Source organism: Microcoleus sp. BM001215392 (assembly GCF_036700185.1).
GTDB lineage: Bacteria > Cyanobacteriota > Cyanobacteriia > Cyanobacteriales > Microcoleaceae > Microcoleus.
On record NZ_JAUBOJ010000066.1, the window covers coordinates 1 to 5818 of the forward strand.

Genomic DNA, 5818 nt, shown 5'->3' on the forward strand with positions numbered 1-5818 from the left:
CCCATGCCCCATGCCCCATGCCCCATGCCCCATGCCCCATGCCCCATGCCCCATGGCCCATTCCCCATGGCCCATTCCCCATGCCCGATGCCCCATTCCCCATGCCCCATTCCCCATTCCCCATTCCCCATTCCCCTATTATGAATTTTATTGAAAGTGTTAAAATGGCCGGTCAAACGCTGCTAGCAAACAAAACTCGCAGCAGCTTGACGATGATTGGGATGATTGTCGGAAATGCTTCGGTAATTGCGATGATTGGGATTGGAGAGGGTGCTCAAAATTTTGTGGGCGGACAAGTTAAATCCCTGGGTACAAATGTGTTGATTGTTAGAGCTGGAGTGCCTAATGCTAGCCGCAGTTCGCTCAGAAATGCGCCCCAAACACTTATAGTAGAAGATGGTAAGGCGATCGCATCTCAAGTCCCGTCGGTGCAAGGCGTCTCAGCAGAACTCAACAGTTCAGAACTCGTTCGCTACGGTAACAAAAATGTTTCGTCTCTCATTTTTGGGACAATTCCCGAATTTCTGACTGTCAGAAACTTTGAAATGGCTAAAGGGAGATTTTTAACCGAACTCGATGTCAAGCAAAACAATCAATTTGTGGTTCTCGGTTCAGAATTGGCCGAGAAACTGTTTGCTAATACCAATCCCCTCGGCGCACAAGTGCGAATCAAAAATGTCAGCATGAAAGTAATTGGAGTATTTGCACCCAAAGGGACATCTTTTGGTACAAATTATGATAACTCGGCTGTTGTGCCGATCGCCACAATGGCTAACCGGATTGTCGGGCGCAAGTCTCCCTACGGTTTAGCTGTCACTTCGCTGTTTATTTCGATTGAAGATGAGTCGAAAATGGATGCTGCTCAATTTCAGGTGGAAAACTTGCTGAGACTGCGGCACAAGATTACCACAGAAGATGACTTTACTGTCAGAAATCAGAAAGATTTAATGGCGACAATGGGCTCGATTTCTGGGGCGCTGACACTGCTGTTGACTGCTGTTGCTAGCATTTCGCTGTTGGTGGGCGGCATTGGGATTATGAATATTATGCTGGTTTCTGTCAGCGAGCGCACCCAGGAAATTGGGCTCAGAAAGGCGATCGGAGCATCCCAAAACGATATCTTGTTTCAATTTATCATCGAAGCTGTAATTCTCTCTGCTGCTGGAGGAATAGTCGGTACTTGCGTAGGTGTCGGCGGTATCTTGCTTGTGGGTAATTTCACCCCCCTGCAAGCTGGTATTTCGCCCGTGGCGATCGCCCTAGCTGTTAGCGTATCCGGTACAGTAGGCTTGTTTTTCGGCGTCGTCCCCGCGCGCCAAGCCGCCAAACTCGACCCGATCGCCGCCCTAAGAAGTGCTTAGTAAAGAGTTAGATTCATACCATACTTAAGTACATACTTATCTTGGCAATACATAATGCTACTAATCAATTATAACAACCATATGTATGTATTGAAATTTCAATAAAATCCCTAAAATTGTAACGATTGAACAAAATTAATGTACTTTAATGGCTAAATAAAGTATAAAACTTTATCAAAATAAGCGAAATATTAAAGATTCCATAAAGTTTTAGTCAGGGTATTTACTTACTCAACAGAAAGTTTAATAATCAAAAATACGAGCAAACACTTATAGTATTTATCAATGCTATAAATGTTTGCTATTTAAAAATTAAAAATATCAAATAACAACCAATGGCATCTCTTACCAGCAGTCCTAAATTCGACTTTCTCGAAGGAACTTCAGCGCCAGATCAAATTAACGGCTTGGATGGCAACGACATAATTTACGGCAAGGGCGGAGATGACTTTCTAGAAGGCGATCGGGGTAAAGACAAAATCTGCGGCGACTCCGGCAACGATTCAATTTTCGGTGGTGCAGACGAGGATATCATCTGGGGGGGCAAAGGTAACGACCTAATTTTTGGCAATTCCGGCAACGACACCCTCTACGGCGGCAAAGGCAGCGATACCCTCAGCGGCGGCGAAGGCGATGACATTTTTGCGATCGGCAAAGGCAGCGGCGGCCCAACTGTAGCCACAGCAGACTACATCACCGACTTCGAGAACGGTAAGGACAAAATTCGATTGCTAAATGGCCTGACATTTGACGATTTAAACATCCAGCAAGGCACAAACGCTAATAGCACTGTAATTCAAGACAAACTCACAGGCGAATATTTAGCAGTATTGCCGGGAATAAACAGCAGTACAATCAACCGCGAGAACTTCACCACTCACCTATCGGGAAACCCCATCATAGAGTGGAACGCAACGATGCTCGACGCCATCCGGACAGCCAGCACCTCGCCTCCGGTAGCCTCCCGCAACATGGCAATGGTTCAGGCAGCGATTTACGATTCGGTGAACTCGATTACCAAAAAATACAGCCCTTACCGCGTCAGCATAGATGCACCCGCAGGCGCGTCAAAAGAAGCCGCAGTAGCAGCAGCGGCCCAACAGGTATTAGTCAGCCTCTATCCAGCACAAGCAGCAAAATTTGACGCAGCATATCAATCATCTTTGTTGACAATTCCCGACGGCAAATCCAAAGATGACGGGATCGCCCTAGGTAGGCAAGTTGCCGACCAAATTATCAGTTGGCGGAGTACAGACGGCTCCACCAAAGTAGTGCCGTACACTCCCAAAACCACCCCCGGCAGTTGGCAGCCGACTCCCCCGGCCCTAGCAGCGGGGCTACTACCCCAATGGCCGGAGGTGACTCCCTTTGCGATGACTAGCGGTTCTCAGTTCCGCCCGTCGGGCCCGCCCGCCCTCAATAGCGCCAAGTACGCAGAGGAGCTCAACTACGTCAAAGAAATCGGGAAAGTTGACAGTCTGACGCGCACGCCGGATCAAACTGCGATCGCCAGATTCTGGGCCAACGGCGGAGGTACTTTTACTCCCCCCGGGCACTGGAACCAAATCGCCCAAGAAGCATCAGCCCTCGCGGGCCTATCGTTAGAAGATAGTGCCCGCTTGTTTGCGCTGCTGAATTTTGCCCAAGCCGATGCAGCGATTAACTCCTGGGATGCTAAGTACCAGTACGACTTATGGCGGCCGGTGACAGCGATTCGCCAAGCTGACAAAGACAACAACCCGAACACGACGGCCGACCCCCTGTGGACTCCGCTGATAACTACTCCGCCTTTCCCCGAGTACACGTCGGGCCACAGTACCTTTAGCGGTGCAGCCGAGCCCGTCATGAACTCTGTATTTGGTGCAGATTTTGGATTTGCCGATAAGGGAGATAAATCTGTTAACAGTTTGCGAACCTTTGAAAACTTTGCCCAAGCTGCGGACGAATCAGGGATAAGTCGGATTTACGGAGGCATTCATTTTATGAGTGCTAACCTAGACGGTTTGAGTGCCGGTAGAAATGTGGGCAACTATGTTGTCCAGAATTTCTTGAAAGCGTAAGGACTTCAGTCCTCTCTAAAGGCTTGATCGTTCGGACTTCAGTCCTCTCTAAAGGCTTAAGTCAATAAAGACTAAAGTCCGAACGATCAAACCAGTTTATTCGAGTAATTCGACAGTACCGAGATATCCATCTACGCGAACTTTTTGACCGTCTCGCAAGCGAGTTGTAGCTTCAGCAACATTCATGACTGCCGGAATTTTGTACTCGCGAGCGACGATCGCCCCGTGAGACAACTGGCCGCCAACTTCCGCTACAATTGCCTTTGCTCCCAACAGCAGCGGCGCCCAACCAGCATCGGTGTACGGTACTACAGCGATCGCATTTTCGCCTAATTCTGTAGTGACACTCCGGCAAATTTTGACAAAACCTTCGACGCAGCCGATACTTGCGGGGATTCCCTGCATGATAGCGGTTGCGGAGGTTGAGGAGTCGATCGACCTTGGGCGAGAATTCGGCAGCAAATTGCCGTAGACTACAGGAGGAATCGGGCGATCGCGATCCATCAACAGGCGATCGCGCCTCAGTCGAATCGTATCCTGAAAAGAAACACTCGCACCGCTGCGAATCCACTCTTGAATCTCCCCAAATTCCAGATAAAAAATATCTCCAGGTTGCTCAAACACCTGCATTTCCAATCCGCAAGCTTCAATCTCCAGAAAAGTCCAGCGGAGATGAGCCAACAACCGCGCGTAAATTTCGCTAATTTGGTTTTTAACTAGAGCTCGTTCCTGACATTTATTTAAGCGCCACTTCTGAGCAAAAGTCAAGCTTAACTTATCGGTTGCTGGTGAATTAGCAACCGCAGATTTTTGAGCCATAGTTATTAGCAATTTGCGGTAAGTTTCCGGCTGTTCTCGCCAAGTAGGAACAGCGATATCAGTTCCCACTTCGCTCAAATATCCGTAAAGATCGAGCCAGTTATCAAACTCTGATTGTAAAGCCGGACTTTCCGAAAATATCAGTGCTAAATCTGCGGCTGAAACATTCTCGCCTGACTGGGAAATAGCAGCTTGTCGCAATTTCTCAGCCAACTGTTGCAAAGCTCGCACCGAAGCGATTTCAGGAGCGGTATCATTGACAAGCCAAGCATCGTCAACGCGAAAAATTGCTTTGCGAATAGCCAGCCCGATCGGCCCTAAAATATTGTAGTAAGTAATCGGTTTCAGCCACTCCTGAATTTGCTCGGCTCTCTCAATTAAATCCGTTACATCCGTTACATAATCCGTTGCCGAACTTTTTTCTGACTTCTCCAAACTTTCTATTGCTGGTAAAAAAATAGAAGTGCGATCGCCCGCAAAATCTGCATTCAGCGCCCGCTCCCGCTGTACCAGACGCCACAAACCGGGCAAAGAAGGCAAAATCTTCGCCAAAGGCGGCTTACCCATCTTCTGCCCCCTGAGTAAAAATTCCAAACCCTGCTCCGGCAATCCCATCATCCGAAAGATTTCGCCCAACAAAGTCGCGTTAAAATAAGCATGGGAACCCAGCAAAGTCGCCGTTTCCTTGAAATTGAGATGAGCAGCGCGATCGCCCAAAACCACCCGAAAAATCTCTCCCCAAACCCCACAAGTCAGCGGGCGATTAATCGACCAAGTTAGGGGGCGAATTGCACCAGGAATCACTTCAGCGGCAATAGTGCGAGTCCAAAACGGCTGCAAATTAGTAATCGGACGGCTTTGCAAAATCCAAACTTTTTCTCCGTCCCAACTCCACTCAATATCCTGCGGGATGCCGTGAAAAAAAGCTTCGATGGCTTGCGCTTGTTTGACTAATTCAGCTATAATTTGTTTGTCAATAATTGAACTAATTTCGAGTTCATTTAAATTTTGTGTTAAAGTCTCAGGCTGGGTAAAATCAACTTCCAAATGTAACGGAGTCACTTGTCCGCCCACAACAGATTCCGCACCTCCCGGCAAAGCTTCAATAATTATCTGGGAACCGCCATCTAAAGGATTGCGGCTGAACATAACTCCGGCAACTTTGCCATCAATATAAGGCTGAATTAAGACAGCCATTTGAGTATCGGGGAGTTGTCGCTGGCGTCGGTAAGATATAGCTTCGGAAGTCCAATAAGACTGGCGGCAGCGGTTAATGCCGTCGAGCAATTCTGCTTCAGTCAAAACAGGGCCAATGGTTTCATATTGTCCGGCGGCGGAACTAATCTCGCCATCTTCTCCCGCCGCGGAAGAACGCACAATCATGCGGTTGGGAATTTTTGCTTTGAGGTTTTGGATGACAGAATTACTGATTAAAAGGCGATCGGATTTTCCCTTATTCCCTCTCGCTTCTTTCTGCTTTCTTCCATCCGCTACATCCCGCACATTGCTCGCTGCCGAACTGCCTTCTTTCTGCTTTCTTCCATCCGCTACATCCCGCACATTGCTCGCTGCCGAACT

At 48.2% G+C, this 5818-nt stretch carries 3 protein-coding genes; 2 read left to right on the forward strand and 1 reads right to left on the reverse strand.

The genetic code is table 11. The features are described from left to right. Window positions 1-140: 140 nt before the first annotated feature. Window positions 141-1361, forward strand: a complete 1221-nt coding sequence (locus QT974_RS10340) for an ABC transporter permease (protein ID WP_333468398.1) — start codon at window positions 141-143, stop codon at window positions 1359-1361. A 335-nt stretch (window positions 1362-1696) separates the two neighbouring features. Continuing rightward, window positions 1697-3421 (forward strand): M10 family metallopeptidase C-terminal domain-containing protein, encoded by a 1725-nt coding sequence (locus tag QT974_RS10345; protein ID WP_333468399.1) that lies wholly within the window; start codon window positions 1697-1699, stop codon window positions 3419-3421. Window positions 3422-3517: 96 nt separating this feature from the next. Here the strand turns inward: QT974_RS10345 and QT974_RS10350 are convergent. Continuing rightward, a partial coding sequence (locus tag QT974_RS10350; RefSeq protein WP_333468400.1) for a PEP/pyruvate-binding domain-containing protein occupies window positions 3518-5818 on the reverse strand: 2301 nt, incomplete at its 5' end.

Bases quoted from the DNA above. Each gene is read 5' to 3' on its own strand.
- QT974_RS10340 (WP_333468398.1), top strand. From the start codon at position 141: ATGAATTTTATTGAAAGTGTTAAAATGGCCGGTCAAACGCTGCTAGCA.
- QT974_RS10345 (WP_333468399.1), top strand. From the start codon at position 1,697: ATGGCATCTCTTACCAGCAGTCCTAAATTCGACTTTCTCGAAGGAACT.